This is a genomic window from Agromyces sp. NPDC058104, assembly GCF_042884835.1.
GTDB lineage: Bacteria > Actinomycetota > Actinomycetes > Actinomycetales > Microbacteriaceae > Agromyces.
On sequence record NZ_JBHVTD010000001.1, the window covers coordinates 941638 to 955006 of the forward strand.

General features: G+C 71.5%; 10 protein-coding genes. 7 read left to right on the top strand and 3 right to left on the bottom strand.

Features of this window, described 5'->3' with window-relative positions; genetic code table 11:
* Positions 1-1365: an ABC transporter substrate-binding protein gene (locus tag ACFVTH_RS04510; RefSeq protein WP_387087142.1), complete on the bottom strand. Its 1365-nt coding sequence runs from the start codon at positions 1363-1365 to the stop codon at positions 1-3.
* A gap of 134 nt (positions 1366-1499) precedes the next feature.
* Here ACFVTH_RS04510 and ACFVTH_RS04515 point away from each other — a divergent pair, with 134 nt between their 5' ends.
* Both ACFVTH_RS04515 and ACFVTH_RS04520 read left to right on the top strand, forming a co-directional pair.
* Positions 1500-2531: a zinc-binding dehydrogenase gene (locus tag ACFVTH_RS04515; protein ID WP_387087144.1), complete on the top strand. Its 1032-nt coding sequence runs from the start codon at positions 1500-1502 to the stop codon at positions 2529-2531.
* Positions 2528-3283 (top strand): SDR family oxidoreductase, encoded by a 756-nt coding sequence (locus ACFVTH_RS04520; RefSeq protein ID WP_387087146.1) that lies wholly within the window; start codon positions 2528-2530, stop codon positions 3281-3283. The genes ACFVTH_RS04515 and ACFVTH_RS04520 overlap by 4 nt, the downstream gene beginning before the upstream one ends.
* Positions 3284-3347: 64 nt before the next feature.
* Here the strand turns inward: ACFVTH_RS04520 and ACFVTH_RS04525 are convergent, their stop codons facing one another.
* A complete protein-coding gene (locus tag ACFVTH_RS04525) occupies positions 3348-5369 on the bottom strand; it encodes a right-handed parallel beta-helix repeat-containing protein (RefSeq protein WP_387087148.1) in 2022 nt (673 codons plus the stop codon).
* Between the two features lie 148 nt (positions 5370-5517).
* On the opposite strand from ACFVTH_RS04525, the gene ACFVTH_RS04530 reads away from it, so the two are divergent.
* Positions 5518-5934 (top strand): hypothetical protein, encoded by a 417-nt coding sequence (locus ACFVTH_RS04530; protein WP_387087150.1) that lies wholly within the window; start codon positions 5518-5520, stop codon positions 5932-5934.
* A 7-nt stretch (positions 5935-5941) separates the two neighbouring features.
* Here the strand turns inward: ACFVTH_RS04530 and ACFVTH_RS04535 are convergent, their stop codons facing one another.
* Positions 5942-6862: a 5'-3' exonuclease H3TH domain-containing protein gene (locus ACFVTH_RS04535; protein WP_387088723.1), complete on the bottom strand. Its 921-nt coding sequence runs from the start codon at positions 6860-6862 to the stop codon at positions 5942-5944.
* A 62-nt stretch (positions 6863-6924) separates the two neighbouring features.
* On the opposite strand from ACFVTH_RS04535, the gene ACFVTH_RS04540 reads away from it, so the two are divergent.
* From ACFVTH_RS04540 to ACFVTH_RS04555, 4 genes are all read left to right on the top strand, one after another.
* Positions 6925-8793 (top strand): BCCT family transporter, encoded by a 1869-nt coding sequence (locus ACFVTH_RS04540; RefSeq protein WP_387087152.1) that lies wholly within the window; start codon positions 6925-6927, stop codon positions 8791-8793.
* 18 nt (positions 8794-8811) lie between these two features.
* Complete coding sequence (locus ACFVTH_RS04545) at positions 8812-9849, top strand: aromatic acid exporter family protein (protein WP_387087154.1); 1038 nt, start codon at positions 8812-8814, stop codon at positions 9847-9849.
* A gap of 187 nt (positions 9850-10036) precedes the next feature.
* Complete coding sequence (locus tag ACFVTH_RS04550; RefSeq protein ID WP_386942377.1) at positions 10037-10315, top strand: response regulator transcription factor; 279 nt, start codon at positions 10037-10039, stop codon at positions 10313-10315.
* Positions 10316-10384: 69 nt separating this feature from the next.
* Positions 10385-13360, top strand: a complete 2976-nt coding sequence (locus ACFVTH_RS04555) for an aminotransferase class III-fold pyridoxal phosphate-dependent enzyme (RefSeq protein ID WP_387087156.1) — start codon at positions 10385-10387, stop codon at positions 13358-13360.
* Positions 13361-13369: the final 9 nt, after the last annotated feature.

Genomic DNA, 13369 nt, shown 5'->3' on the forward strand with positions numbered 1-13369 from the left:
CTACTTCACCGTGTATCCGTTGACGGTCGCCTCGTTGTCGAGCTCCTGCTTCCACGCGGGAAGGAGCGACTCGATGGACTCGCCCTCGGCGATGCCCGGGATGACGACGGTGGCCCAGGCCGACTCGGGGCTCCACTTGGTGACGCTCCAGCCCGACCAGATCTGGCCGGCGGCGTCGGACATGACCTGCTCGAAGTCGTCGTTCACGAAGTAGCCGGTCTCGGCCTGCTTCGCGAGCCAGCCGTCGGCGGCCTCGACGTAGGCGGGGTAGCCCGACGACGCCTCGACCTGGAACTCGGGCGCGCTCGTCGCGAACTCGAGGAACTGCTCGACGGCGTCGAGGTTCTTGGAGTGGCTCGATGCGTACCAGATGCCGCCGCCGACGTTGCCGGTCTCGATCTCGCCGTCCTCCCAGCGGAGCGGGGCGCCGACGCCGATCTCACCGGCGGGCACCGCGAGCGCGCCCTGGAAGATCGCGCCCGTGTACCAGACCGGTCCGGGCACGGCGACGAGCTTGTCGGCGTACTTCTGGGCGAACTCGGCGCTGAAGAAGCTGTCCTTCACGAGCGTGCCGTTCTCGAGCATGCCGTCGAGGATCTTCGAGATGGCGACGGTGTGCTCGTCCTCCACGTCGCTCGAGAACTCGGTGCCCTCGGCCTGGAAGACCGGGGACTCGGAACCGCCGTAATAGACGTACGTCATGAACGAGTCGCCGAGGCTGCCGAGGATGTACCCGGGGTGCTCGGCGGCGAGCTTCTCGCCGAGCTCGGCGTACTCCTCCCACGTCGTGGGCACCTCGTAGCCGAACTCGTCGAGCAGGCGCTGGTTGTAGTAGGTCACGTCCTGGGCGAGGTCGTTGCGGAGTCCGTAGACCGTGCCGTCGACGGTCGCGTAGTCGAGCGAGCCCTCGGCGAAGCCGGCCAGGAAGTCATCGTCGATGAAGCCCTTGTCGAGCGGGGCGGCGAAGGCCTGCTGCCCGTTGGTCTCCTGCGAGGCCCAGAGGGCGTCGTTCTGCTGGGTCGAGAACACGACGTCGGGCCAGCCCTCGCCGGCCTGGTCCATGAGCGAGATCTTGGTCTGGAAGGTGCCCGAGCCGCCGGCGTTGCCGTCGTACACCTCGTACTCGACGGGCACGTCGGGGTTGGCCTCCTTGAAGGCCTTGACGGCGGGCTCGCGGGAGGCGTCGACCCAGACGGTGATCGGGCTGTCGGCGACCTGCTCGGCCGTGGCGAAGCCGTAGTCGCTGTTCACCTCGCCACCGGCGGGCCCGGAGCATGCGGAGAGGAGCAGAAGCCCGGCCGCCGCCGATGCGGTGCCGGCGACGAGCCGGCGAGCTCGACGGGCCGATGACGAGTGCTGTGACATTTCGCGTCCTTTTCTGGTCGGCGTCTCTGACGACAATGGTGCCTGAAGGCTGGAGCCATTAGATCATACGTGTGACGTAATCGCAATCCGTGCGATCATGTTGATGTGATGTATGACCAATCGAGGGAGCAATGATGCGATCAGCCCGATACCTCCGTGACGGACGATTCGAGGTCCGCGACGACACCACGACCGCGCCGGCGCCCGGAGACGTGCGGATCCGCGTGTCCTACGTCGGCATCTGCGGCACCGACCTCCACATCAAGCACGGCGCGATGGACGCCCGCGTGCCCGACGAGGCGATCATCGGCCACGAGATGAGCGGCACGATCGAGTCGATCGGCGAGGGCGTCGAGGGCTGGACCGTCGGCCAGTCGGTCACCGTCATGCCGCTCGACTGGGACGGCACCTGCCCCGCCTGCCTCGCGGGCAACACCCACATCTGCCAGAACCTGAGCTTCGTCGGCGTCGACAGCGCCGGGGCCCTCCAGGAACTCTGGAACGTGCCGGCCGAGCTGCTCGTCGCCCTGCCCGACGGCATGTCGCTGCGCGACGCCGCCCTCGTCGAGCCGGTCGCCGTCGCGGTGCACGACGTGCGGCGCTCGGGCCTCGCCGCAGGCGACCGCGCCGTCGTCATCGGCGGCGGTCCCATCGGCGTACTCATCGCGACCGCCGCCCGCCGCTTCGGCGGCGACGTGGTCCTCCTCGAAGTCGACCCCGGCCGCCGGGCAGCCGCCGAGACGCTCGGTCTCGCGGCCCTCGACCCCCGCGATACCGCGACCACGACGCACCTCGACGAGTGGACGGGCGGCGCCGGCGCCGACGTCGTCTTCGAGGTCTCGGGAGCCGCGGCCGCCGTGCTCGGCGCGACCGGGTATGCGAAGGTGCGCGGCACCCTCGTCATCGTCGCCATCCACCCCGAGCCGCGCCCGATCGACCTGCACCGCGTGTTCTGGCGCGAGCTCACGATCCTCGGCGCCCGCGTGTACCAGCGGCCCGACTACGAGACCGCGATCAACCTCATCGCCGACGGCGACATCCCCGTCGACGAGCTCGTCTCGCACGTCGTGCCGCTCGACCGCATCGGCGAGGCGTTCGACGCCCTCGAGTCGGGTGGCGCCATGAAGGTGCTCGTCGCCGTCGACGAGGCGGGGGCGGCGGCATGAGCGCGTTCGATCTGAGCGGCCGCCTCGCCGTCGTCACCGGAGCCCGCCGCGGCATCGGCTTCGGCATCGCCGAGGCGCTCGCCGAGGCGGGAGCCGACATCGTCGGCGTCTCCTCGAGCCTCGAGCCCGACGGCGGCGAGATCGGCGCGCGCGTTCGCGCGCACGGCCGCGACTTCCGGGGCCTCGCCGCCGACTTCGCCGACCCCGCCGCCGTCGACCGCCTGGGCGACGAGCTCGCCGCGCTCGCCCCCGACATCCTCGTGAACAACGCCGGCACCATCCGCCGCGCGCCCGCCGCGGAGCATCCGATCGACTGGTGGACGGAGGTGCTGCAGGTCGACCTCACGAGCCAGTTCCAGCTCACGCAGGCCGTCGGCCGCGGCATGCTCGAACGCGGCCGGGGCAAGGTGATCTTCACGGCCTCGCTGCTCAGCTTCCAGGGCGGCATCAACGTGCCCGGCTACGCCGCCGCGAAGTCGGGCGTCTCGGGGCTGACGAAGGCGCTCGCGAACGAGTGGGCGTCGCGGGGCGTGAACGTGAACGCCATCGCCCCCGGCTACATCGCGACCGACAACACGCAGGCGCTGCAGGACGACCCCGACCGCTCGCGCAGCATCCTCGAGCGGATCCCCGCCGCCCGTTGGGGCCGCCCGGCCGACCTCGGCGGCGCCGCCGTGTTCCTCGCGAGCCCCGCCTCCGACTACGTCTCGGGCGTCGTGCTGCCCGTCGACGGCGGCTGGCTCGGCCGCTAGGAGCGGTCGAACGCGGAAACGGCCCCGGCAGCGCTCGCTGCCGGGGCCGTCGTCGTGCGGGAGGTCAGCGGCGCGCGCCGGCCTCCGCCATCACCTGCTGCGCCTCGGCGGGCCACTCCTCGCGCGGCACCCCGTTCAGCTCGACCTCGTCGGTCCAGAAGGTGCGGTACTCGGGGAAGCGCACGTAACGCTCGTTGCCGCCCGTCCACCAGTTGCCCGTGAACTGGAGGTCGAGGGTGTTGAAGATCTCGGGCCCCTTCGTGTCGGCGTTCACGTAGATGTACCGGCTCGAGTCGAGGATGACGTTCTCACGCACCTCGATGTACCGCGATCCCTGGTCGATGAGCATGCCGAAGGTCTCACGGCTGTCGTAGATGTAGTTGCGCTCGATGACCGTGCCCGGGCTCGCCGACAGGGTGTAGATGCTGCCGCCGTCGTGCATCTCGTTCTTCGTGTCGTAGATGAGGTTGTACGCCACGTGGTTGTCGCGGAACGTGGTCGGCGTCTCGTACCGGGGCTGGATCTCGTAGCGGCCGGCCTGCGTGTAGTACTCATTGCCGCCCGGGTCGTTGATGCCCCAGCCCCAGCCGATGTCGATGCCGTCGTACGGCAGGTCCGTCAGCGTGTTGTGCGAGATCTCGGCGCGCGTGACGTACGTCGACAGGATGCCGGCGCTGTCGCGGTAGCTCTGGCCGACCCGCGTGATGGTGTTGTCGACGATCGTGATGTCGCGCACGGTCATGCGCTCGTCGCTCGGGTGATGCGCGTCGGGCTGCACGCCGCCGACGACGATGCCCGAGCCGCCGAGGTCGGCGAACTCGTTGCCGAGCACGTGGATGTCGCTCGCGCCGTAGCCGACGCCGGTCTCGTGCGCGTTCGGGTCCATGCCGATGCCGAGGCCGACCGATCCGAGCTGGTCGAAGCGGTTGCCCTCGAAGGTGACGTGGTTCGCCGCCGAGACCTGTACGGCCGCGGGGATCTGCCACCACTCGTCGCGCGTCTCCTCGAACTCGGGGCAGCCGTCCTGGCAGCTCGTCAGGTAGTCCGCGGGCGGCGAGTACTTCCCGACGACGTGCGCGCCCGACTGCTGGTCGGCGTAGCCCTGGTCCGAGCTCGGCCGCAGCCACGTGGTGTGCGCGAACTCGAGGTTCTCGAACGAGAGGCCCGTCACGGGGGCCTCGTAGGTGCCACCGACCTCGACGAGCGTCTCGAGCTCGGGCAGCCGCACGTCGACGCCGTCCATCGTGGCGCCCGCCTCGGCCTTGTAGTAGACCTTGCCCGCGGGCGAGTCGAGGTACCACTCGTCGGCGTTCGAGAAGAACTCGTAGGCGTTCACGAGGTAGAGCGCGCCGCGGTTGTAGGGCGACTTCAGCGTGTCGTAGCCGAAGTTGTTGTTCTCCCAGGCGGGCTGCACCATGTTGATGTCGTCGCCGACGATCGACTCGACGGGCGAGATGCGGTCGGTGAAGGACCCGAGGCTGACGATCTCGAGATCGGACTGGTTGCCGAGCGCCGAGAGGTCGCCGAAGCGGTCGTCGCCGAGGGTGAGGCCCTGCTCGGTCCAGGCGAGGTGCGCGCGGTCCTTCTTGTCGGCGCCGAGCAGCAGCTTGGTCTTCTCGGCCGGCTGCCCGTCGACGTAGAGCTGACGCGACTCGGTGCCGGGGGCGACATCGGCGACCCAGATGTTCTGCTCGGCGTCGTGCAGGCTCCAGCCGGTGACCTGCCGGCCGCCCGAGAGGACGGCCTGCTCGTCGTCGGCGCTCGTCCACGTCACGGTGTGGCCGTTCGCCCCGGCGTCCTTCGGGCCGAAGCGCAGCGGTGCCTCAAGTTCGTAGGTGCCGCCGTCGAGCACGACGCGCACGTCCTGCTGCTTGGCCTTGTTCTGCACCACCTTCTGGGCGGCGTGGATCGACTTCACGACGATGTCGCCGTCGGGCGCTCCGGACTTGCCGTTCGGTGCCACGACGACGACGAGCTCGCCCTTCGGTGCGGCTGCGGCCGGAGCGGCCGTGCAGACGACACCGGTCGCCGCGAGCGCGAGCACGCCGGCGATGCCGGTGACGCGGGCGGGGATGGATATCTTCATTGATCTGACTCCCAGTAGATATGTCGAATGACGTATTACGTATCCCAACGTAGAGTGGCCCTCGAACGGGTGTCAAGGATGTGACGCCGCCGCAGCTGCCCCGTCGGCGTCACTCGCCCGGCCGGGACGGCCGACCTACGATCGGAGCATGAGCGACCCGACGCAGCCGTGGTGGAACAGCGACGACGACCTCGGCGGCCTCGGGTTCGCCCGCATGTTCGCGTACACCGGCCTGCTGCTCGGCGTCGGCGCGCTCGTCATGGCCCTCATCGCGCCGCTCGAGGGCGACGCGCTGCGCACGGTCTGGATCGCCGGCTTCGGCTGCACGGCGATCTGGGTCGCCGCGATGGCGCTGCCGCGCTACCGCAGCGCGGGCGTCAGGCCCTCCTGGGCGGTGCGCACGGCCTGGGTGCTCGGCGGACTCGCCGTGCTCGTCGCCGCCTACGCCTTCGTCGTCATCTGGCTCGCCTCGAGCGGCATCGAGCTGCCGGCCCCGGCGTACTGGCTCGCGCCCGAGCAGCGGCCGGTCGGGGTGACGGCGTCGGCACTCGGGCTCGCCGCGTAGCGCGGGGTCAGACCGGCGGCGTGGCGTCGAGCGCCGCGAGCACGCGTGCGACCGAGCCGCCGAGGTTCCACTCGTCGACGAGCCCCTCGAGCACGGCCCGGCGCCCGCCCGTCACCGGGTGCAGGTGCGCATCGACCTCGGGGAGCTCGAGGTCGCGCACGACCTCGACGACCCGCGGCGCGACGGCGAGGTAGTCGGCGGCCGCAGCGAGCTTCGCGCGCACGCCGGCCGACATCGGCGCCGAGGCATCCGATGCCGCCTCGATGATGCCGTCGAGGTCGACGAACTGCTGGATCAGCCCGGACGCCGTCTTCTCGCCGACGCCCGCGACGCCCGGCAGCCCGTCGGAGGAGTCGCCGCGCAGCGCGGCGAAGTCGGCGTACTGCTGCGGCAGCACCCCGTACTTGCCGACCACGACGGCGTCGGTCACGAGCTCGAGCTTCGACATGCCGCGCGCCGTGTAGACCACGCGGACGGATGCCTCGTCGTCGACGAGCTGGAAGAGGTCGCGGTCGCCCGTGACGACGTCGACGGGCCGGCCCGCACCGGTCGCGAGGGTGCCGATCACGTCGTCGGCCTCATGCTCGGGCGCGCCCACGATCGGCACGCCGAGCAGGCCGAGCACCTCGCGGATGAGGGGGATCTGACGCACGAGCCCTGGCGGGGTCTCCTCGACGTCGACGCCGCCGGGCACCGCCCGCTCGACCCGGTGCCCCTTGTAGCTCGGGATGAGGGCGACTCGCCACCCCGGGCGCCAGTCGTCGTCCCAGCAGGCGACGAGCTCGGTGGGCTCGAACTCGGTGACGAGCTTCGCGACCATGTCGAGCAGGCCCCGCACCGCGTTGACGGGTGTGCCGTCGGCGCGCTTCAGCGAGTCGGGCACGCCGTAGAAGGCGCGGAAGTACAGCGAGGCGGTGTCGAGGAGCATCAGTCGGTCGGCCACACCGCGATCTTGGCACGGACCTCCGGCATCCTCGATAGCGTGGGCGCATGAGCGGCGAACCGAACGACCGTCCGATCATCCCCGCGAAGCGCAAGACGCTCCCACCGGTGCAGCGCTGGGTCTTCTGGCCCGCCGCGATCGTCATCGCCGCCTTCGTCGCCTTCGCCCTCATCGCCCCCGAGGCTGCCGAGACGATGTTCGGCGCGATCCAGGCGGGCATCGTCAACGCCTTCAACTGGTACTACGTGCTCATCGCCGCGTTCTTCGTCGCGTTCAGCCTCTTCGTCGGCTTCAGCCGCTTCGGCGACATCCGGCTCGGCCGCGACGACGACGAGCCCGAGTTCTCGCTGCTCGCCTGGTTCTCGCTGCTGTTCGCCGCGGGCATGGGCATCGGCCTCGTCTTCTACGGCGTCAGCGAACCGCTCAGCCACTACGTCTCCCCCAGGCCCGGCGTCGAGGGCACTCCGCCCCAGCTCGCGCAGGCGGCGCTCAGCCAGACCTACCTGCACTGGGGCGTGCACGCGTGGTCGATCTACGTCGTCATCGGGCTCGCCCTCGCCTACGCGATCCACCGCCGCCGCCGGCCGATCTCGATCCGCTGGACGCTCGAGCCGATCCTCGGCAAGCGGGTCGAGGGCGGCTGGGGACACGCGATCGACGTCATCGCCCTCGTCGGCACGCTCTTCGGCGTCGCCACCTCGCTCGGCCTCGGCGTGCTGCAGATCAGTGCCGGGCTCGACTTCGCCGGCATCCTCGAACCCAACGAGGTCACCGAGGTCGTGCTCATCCTCGTCATCTCGGTGTTCGTGCTCATGTCGGTGCTCTCGGGCGTGACCAAGGGCATGAAATGGCTCTCGACGGCGAACCTCGTGCTCGCGGGCCTGCTCGTGCTGTACTTGCTCGTGTTCGGCTCGACCGAGCTGCTGCTGCGCGAGTTCGTGCAGTCGATCGGCAACTACCTGCAGGGCTTCATCGGCCTGTCGTTCAACGTGAGCGCCTTCCAGGGCGCGGCCGGCGAGGAGTGGCAGGCGAGCTGGACCTCCTTCTACTGGGGCTGGTGGATCTCGTGGGCGCCGTTCGTCGGCATCTTCATCGCGCGGGTCTCGAAGGGGCGCACGGTGCGCCAGTTCGTGACGGGCGTCATCCTCGTGCCGACCCTCCTCGGCATCCTCTGGTTCGCCGTGCTCGGCGGCTCCGCGCTCGCGATCGAGATGGCCGAACCGGGCGCGCTCACCCAGTCCGACGGCTCGGTGAACGTCGAGGCGGCGCTCTTCCAGTTGCTGCAGCACTTCCCCGGCTCCCAGGCGCTCACGATCGGCGTGATCCTCCTCATCGGCATCTTCTTCGTCACCTCGGCCGACTCGGGCGCGCTCGTCATGGGCATGATCGCCACCGGCGGCCAGCTGAACCCGAAGCGCTGGATCCGCACCTTCTTCACCGCGATCACGGCCGCGCTCGCGATCGCGCTGCTGCTCTCGGGCGGGCTGAAGGCCCTGCAGACCGCGGCGATCATCATCGCCCTGCCGTTCAGCGTCGTGATGCTGCTCATCTGCTGGTCGACGATCATCGCGTTCACCCGCGAGCGCCGCGCCTACGCCAAGGCCGAGCGGGCGCAGTTCATCGACCACATCGGCGAGTACTACGGGCTCGAGGTCGAGGAGCCGCTCGAGCGCGGCATCGTCGCCGCCCCGCCGGCCTGGGTGCGCGGCCTCCGCCGACGACTCGGGCTCCACGCGGATGCCACGGGGTCGCCGCGTCGCGCGTCGACCCGCGCGCTGTCGGCCGAGAACGCCCTGTCCGACAACGTGCCGACCGACGACGTCGACGAGGTCGTCGACCACGACCCGCTGGCGAGCGGCGACGATCCCGAGATCCCCGAGCACGGCGAGGACGACCCGCGCACGCTTCCCCGCTAGCGGGCCACAATGGAGCGCATGGGGATCACCTCGACCTTCCGGGCGACGAAGCGGGTGCCGATCCTGCAGGTCGCGAAGGCGGCCGTGGCGACGATCTCGGCCTGGCTCGTCGCCGGCTGGTTGATCCCGGGGCAGCTGCCCGTGTTCGCGGCGATCGCCGCCCTGCTCGTCGTGCAGCCGAGCGTCAACCAGTCGTTCGGCAAGGCGATCGAGCGGTCGATCGGCGTTATCCTCGGCGTGCTCATCGCCACCGGCATCTCGCTCGCCTTCGGGCAGAACAGCGCGATCATCCTCGTCGCGATCGTCGTCGCGATGCTCGTCGCCTGGGCGCTGAAGATGACGCCCGGCACCTCGAACCAGGTCGCGATCAGTGCGATGCTCGTGCTCGCGCTCGGCGCCTCCTCGCCCGAGTACGCCATCGACCGGGTGCTCGAGACCCTCATCGGCGCGCTGATCGGCATCGTCGTCAACACGCTCATCGTGCCGCCCGTCGCCGTCGCTCCCGCCCGGCGCGACCTGGCACTCCTCGGCGGCGAGCTCGCGGCATCCCTCGACCGCCTCGCGAGCGCCCTCGAGTCGCCGCAGTCGCCCGCCCGGCTCCAGCAGCTCATGCTCGAGGCGCGCCTCATGCGGCCGATGCGGGATGCCGCGGACGCGGCCATCGCCGCCGGCGAGGAGTCGCTCACCCTGAACCCCAGGCGCTCGGCGCACCGCACCGATCTCGCCGATATGCGCACGCTCATCGAGCGCCTGAGCCCGATCGTGACCCAGGTGATCGGCATGACGCGCGCCTTCTTCGACCACTACGACGACGCCCTCTCCGAGGAGCCGACGGTGCAGGCGATCGCCGAGCAGCTGCGCAGAGCCGCCCACGACGTGCGGCTCGCGGTGCACCTCGCCGACATCGAGCCCGAGCCCGAGCCGCTGACCTCGGTGGTGCCGGCGCTCACCGCGCCGCTCGTCATCGCCCCGCCCCGCTCGGGCCACTGGATCCTCGTCGGCTCGCTCATGGAGGACCTGCGGCGCATCCGCGGCGAGCTGCTCGACGACGAGTAGCCGGGCCGGCAGCGCCGCGGGCCGCTCCCGACGGCCCTCTTCCGGCCTCCCCCCGGATTGGGGCTCACCGCCGTGCCACCGGAGGTGCAGACTGACCCCGAGCACCGTGACAGGCCGGCTCCCCGTACCCCGTCGCCCCGACGGATGTGCCTTGTCTCGGAACGCCGCGTCTGATGAGGAGGCGAAATTGCGGCTGCTTCTCCAACCCCGACCCGAGCGGACCGAATTCGACTGGATCGACGCCAGGGTCCCCGACCTCGCCGCTCTCAGCGCCGGCGAGACGACCGTGCTGCGCGCCCTCGCCACGGGCGCGTCGAACACGGCGATCGCGACGACGCTGTGCGTGTCGGAACGAACCGTCGAGTCGCACGTCCGATCGATCTTCGTGAAGCTCGGGCTCCTGCAGTGCGCCGACGAGAACCGTCGCGTCATCGCCGCCGTCGTCTGGACGCGGTCGGCGGCCTAGGCCGCGCCTCGCCCGGCCGGCGCCGCCCTCGGGCCCCGCCGGCCGGGCACCTCGCGTACGCTTCCGGACATGAGCACAGTCGCGCCGGGGTTCGATTTCTTCGCCGTCGGCGAGCTGCCCGCACCGAACCTGCCTGCGGCGGAGGTGACGGCGATCGTCGCCGCCGAGTGGGGCCTCGAGGTCGAGCTCGAGCCGCTCGGCAGCCAGCAGGACCAGAACTTCGTCGCCCGCAGTCGTGACGAGGCGTCTCGGCCGATCGGCGTCGTGAAGGTCACGAACCCCGCGTTCACCGCGACCGAGCTCGCCGCGCAGGACGCCGCGGCCGAGCGCATCGCCGCCGCGTGGCCCGAGCTGCGCATCGCCACGACGACGAACGCGGACGGCGACGGCACCGTCGCCGGCACCGGCCCCGGCCGCCGCCCCGGCCCCCGCTCGGTCGTCGCCGAGACGAGCGAGGGCCCGCTCGCGATGCGGCTCCTCAGCTTCCTCGACGGCGGAACCCTCACGGGCGACGCCTTCCTCGCACCGACGGTCGTCGCCCGCCTGGGCGAGCTCGCCGCGAAGTCGAGCCTCGCCCTCGCCGGGCTCGAGCACCCGGGCCTCGAGCGGGTGCTGCAGTGGGACCCCCGCTTCGCCGACCGCGTCGTCGCGCTCCTCGCCCCGCACCATCCCGACCCCGAGCGGCGCGAACGGCTCGTCGCGGCCGCCGAGTCGGCCTGGGCGACGGTCGCCGGGCTCGCCGACGAGCTCCCGCAGCAGGCGGTGCACCTCGACCTCACCGACGACAACGTCGTGTGCCGGGCCGAGGGCGGCCGACGCCTGCCCGACGGCATGATCGACTTCGGCGACGTGACGCGCAGCTGGGCGGTCGCCGAGCTCGCCATCACGATCTCCTCGGTGCTGCACCACGCGGGCGCCGAGCCCGCCTCGGTGCTTCCCGCGGTGCGCGCCTTCCACGAGCTGCGCCCGCTCTCGGCGGGCGAGGTCGCCGCGCTGTGGCCGCTCGTCGTGCTGCGCGGCGCCGTGCTCGTCGTCAGCGGCGAGCACCAGGTGCAGCTCGACGGCGGCGCGAACGCGTACGCCGCGGCCGGGCTCGACCGCGAGTGGCGCATCTTCGAGCAGGCGTGCTCGGTGCCCGCCGACGTGATGACCGCGGTGATCGCCGACGCGCTCGGGCTCGGGCAACTGCCGGTCCCCCACACCCATGCCTCGCCGCCGCACCACCTGCACACCGCCCGCGCCACTTCCAGTGGCGCGGAGGTCGTCGAAGTGGCGCGACCGACGGCCGGCACCCGCGGGCCGGTGCGGCTCGACGTCTCGGTGTTCGCCGACGCGATCGACGGCGGCGCCTGGCTCGACGGCGAGGCGCTCGAGGAGCAGCTCGCGCTCGACGCGCTCGACGCGGGGGCGCCGGCCGCCTGGCTGCCGCGCGGGGCGCCCCGGCTCACGGCGAGCCGCACGCTCTCCCCCGTCTCGCCCGCGACCGTGCCGATCGGCGTCGACGTCTGGTACGCCGAGCCGCAGCGGCTCGAGGCATCCGAGCATCTCGAGATCGGCGGCGCGGCGCAGGACGCCGACGGCATCTGGATCGTGCCGGCGCGCACGCGCATCAGGGCGCGCCTCGGCCGGGCCGGCGCGCCCCACCTCGTGCGCCCCGAGTACGCGGCGGGATGGCTCGCGGTGACCCTCGACCCCGCGCCGATGCTGGAGCTCGAAACGGCGAGCACCGGCGCCGATGCGGGTCGGGACTCGCTCGCGGCCCGACGGGACGCGCTCCTCGACCGCCGCAGCGCCGCCTTCGCCGAGGTGCAGGAGCACTACTACGACGCCCCGCCGCAGATCGAGCGCGGCTGGCGCGAGCACCTCGCCGACACCGGCGGGCGGGTCTACCTCGACATGGTGAACAACGTCACGCCGCTCGGGCACGGCCACCTCGGCGTCGCCGCGGCGGTGAACCGCCAGCTGCGCCGGCTCAACACCAACTCGCGGTTCAACTACGAGGCCGTCGTCGAGTTCAGCGAGCGCCTCGCGGGCCTCGTGCCCGAGCCGCTCGACACGGTGTTCCTCGTGAACTCGGGCTCGGAGGCCACCGACCTCGCGATCCGCGTGGCGCTCGCGGCGACCGGTCGACGCGACGTGGTGAGCGTGCTCGAGGCGTACCACGGGTGGACGTACGCGTCCGACGCGGTGTCGACCTCGACGGCCGACAACCCGAACGCGCTCGAAACCCGCCCCGACTGGGTGCACGCGGTCGAGGCGCCGAACTCCTTCCGCGGCAGGTACCGAGCGGCGGATGCCTCGCGCTACGCGCCCGAGGCCGCCGCGCGGATCCGCGAGCTCGCCGCCTCGGGCCGGCCGCCGGCCGCGTTCATCGCCGAGACGTTCTACGGCAACGCCGGAGGCATCCCGCTGCCCGACGGCTACCTCGCCGAGGTGTACGCCGCGGTGCGCGAGGCCGGCGGGCTCGCGATCGCCGACGAGGTGCAGGCCGGGTACGGCCGGCTCGGCGACTGGTTCTGGGGCTTCGAGCAGCAGGGCGTGGTGCCCGACGTCATCGCGGTGGCGAAGGCGATGGGCAACGGACACCCGCTCGGCGCGGTCATCACGACCCGCGACATCGCCGCGAGGTTCCGCAGCCAGGGGTACTTCTTCTCGTCGACGGGCGGCAGCCCGGCCTCGTCGGTCGCCGGACTCGCGGTGCTCGACGCGTATGCCGCCGACGGGGTGCAGGCCCACGCCGCCGAGATCGGACGACAGCTGAAGCAGGACCTCGAGGAGCTCGCGAGCCGTCACCCCCTCATCGGGGCGGTGCACGGGCTCGGCCTCTACCTCGGCGTCGAGTTCGTGCGCGACCACGAGACGCTCGAACCCGCGACCGAGGAGACGCGGGCGATCTGCGACCGACTGCTCGAGCTCGGGGTGGTCATGCAGCCGACGGGCGACCACCAGAACGTGCTGAAGACGAAGCCGCCGCTCTGCATCGAAGCCGCCTCGGCCGACTTCTTCGTCGAGATGCTCGACCGGGTGCTCACCGAGGGGTGGTGAGGCGCACCT

Excerpts from the sequence above, each read along its gene's own strand:
- ACFVTH_RS04520 (WP_387087146.1), top strand. The coding sequence starts at position 2,528 with ATGAGCGCGTTCGATCTGAGCGGCCGCCTCGCCGTCGTCACCGGAGCC.
- ACFVTH_RS04555 (WP_387087156.1), top strand. The coding sequence starts at position 10,385 with ATGAGCACAGTCGCGCCGGGGTTCGATTTCTTCGCCGTCGGCGAGCTG.
- ACFVTH_RS04530 (WP_387087150.1), top strand. The coding sequence starts at position 5,518 with ATGAGCGACCCGACGCAGCCGTGGTGGAACAGCGACGACGACCTCGGC.
- ACFVTH_RS04510 (WP_387087142.1), bottom strand. The coding sequence starts at position 1,365 with ATGTCACAGCACTCGTCATCGGCCCGTCGAGCTCGCCGGCTCGTCGCC.
- ACFVTH_RS04525 (WP_387087148.1), bottom strand. The coding sequence starts at position 5,369 with ATGAAGATATCCATCCCCGCCCGCGTCACCGGCATCGCCGGCGTGCTC.
- ACFVTH_RS04535 (WP_387088723.1), bottom strand. The coding sequence starts at position 6,862 with ATGCTCCTCGACACCGCCTCGCTGTACTTCCGCGCCTTCTACGGCGTG.
- ACFVTH_RS04540 (WP_387087152.1), top strand. The coding sequence starts at position 6,925 with ATGAGCGGCGAACCGAACGACCGTCCGATCATCCCCGCGAAGCGCAAG.
- ACFVTH_RS04515 (WP_387087144.1), top strand. The coding sequence starts at position 1,500 with ATGCGATCAGCCCGATACCTCCGTGACGGACGATTCGAGGTCCGCGAC.
- ACFVTH_RS04545 (WP_387087154.1), top strand. The coding sequence starts at position 8,812 with ATGGGGATCACCTCGACCTTCCGGGCGACGAAGCGGGTGCCGATCCTG.